Origin of the sequence: Nostocoides japonicum T1-X7 (assembly GCF_001046855.1) — a bacterium.
Classification (GTDB): Bacteria; Actinomycetota; Actinomycetes; order Actinomycetales; family Dermatophilaceae; genus Nostocoides; species Nostocoides japonicum.
This window is the reverse complement of record NZ_HF570958.1, coordinates 4,798,711-4,799,939: the sequence shown is the minus strand read 5'-3', so window position 1 is coordinate 4,799,939 and position 1,229 is coordinate 4,798,711. Positions and strand designations below refer to the sequence as shown.

Genomic DNA, 1,229 nt, shown 5'->3' with positions numbered 1-1,229 from the left:
AGCTCCTCGAGGGCGGCGCGGACGTCGGCCCGCTCCTCGGGCGTGGCCCCGTCGAGGAAGTGGAGGATCGCGGCCTTGCGGTCGTCGACGTCGAGCTCGTCGATGTGGGCCCGCATCGCCTGGGCGGTGAGCGACTCCGCGGTGTTCTTCGCGGCATACCGCCAAGCCCGCCCCTCGCGGGTGCGGGTCACGAGATCCTTCTTGGCGAGCCGGTCGAGGACGGTGAGGACGGTCGTGTAGGCGATCTGGCGATCGCTCGCGAGGGACTCGTGGACGTCGCGGACGGTTGCTCCGTCGGGGCTGGCCCAGAGCCGTTCCATGACGCTGCGCTCGAGGTCTCCGAGGCGTGGTGCGGAAGGTGGTGGCATCGTCACTCCCTGGGTCGTGCGTGGTTCGCGGGTGTCACGTCGATGACGTCGTCGAACTCGGCGAGTCCCTCAGGTCGATGGCTCACCAGGACGACCGTACGGCCTCTGGTCGTCGCGAGGACATCCCGGGTCACTGCGACGGCCGTCACGTGGTCGAGATGAGCGACGGGTTCGTCGAGCAGGACGACGGGTCTCCTCGACACCAACGCCCGGGCGAGGGCGATGCGTGCCCGCTCACCGCCGGACACTCCGTGACCACCGGCGCCGAGTCGCGTGTCGAGTCCGAGCGGGAGAGCATCGAGCCAGGGGCCGAGTCGAGCGGCCCGCAGGGCGTCCTCGACGGCCTCGTCGTCCGCATCGGTAGCGGCGACGCGGAGGTTGTCCCGGAGCGTCGTGGCGAAGATGTGCGGCTCGTCGTCGACGACGGCGACGAGTGACTGGACCTCCTCCAGGTCGAGTGCGGTCGCGTCGACGCCGTCGAGCGTGTAGCTGCCCTCGGCCGGGTCGAGCTGGCGGGCCAGGACGGCGAGGAGCGTCGACTTGCCCGAGCCGTTGGACCCGACGATGGCGGTGCGGCTGCCGGGTGCGAGGTCGAGGTCGACCGGTGCGAGGGCCGTGGACCCCTCGTGCCACTCGGCGCTGACGCCTCGCAACCGGATCGTCGGCGGCGCGGGAGCGGTCTGCGGTCCGAGGGGTATGCCGGATGCTCGGGTCCCGCGGTCGGCGACGGCGGGCGGCTGGCTCGTCAGGGCGCCGAGGCGGTCCCGGGCAGCCTGGGCCCGGGCCAGGGCACGGACGGTGTCGACGAGGCCGCCGAGCGCGTCGCCGGTCGCCACCGGGACGACGCAGAGGAGGGCGGGG

General features: G+C 72.7%; 2 protein-coding genes. Both read right to left on the bottom strand.

Translation table 11 applies throughout. The features are described from left to right. The coding region (locus BN12_RS21815) for a BlaI/MecI/CopY family transcriptional regulator (protein ID WP_048556753.1) at positions 1-368 on the bottom strand (368 nt) is incomplete at its 3' end. A gap of 2 nt (positions 369-370) precedes the next feature. Continuing rightward, the coding region (locus BN12_RS21810; protein WP_157635776.1) for an ATP-binding cassette domain-containing protein at positions 371-1,229 on the bottom strand (859 nt) is incomplete at its 5' end.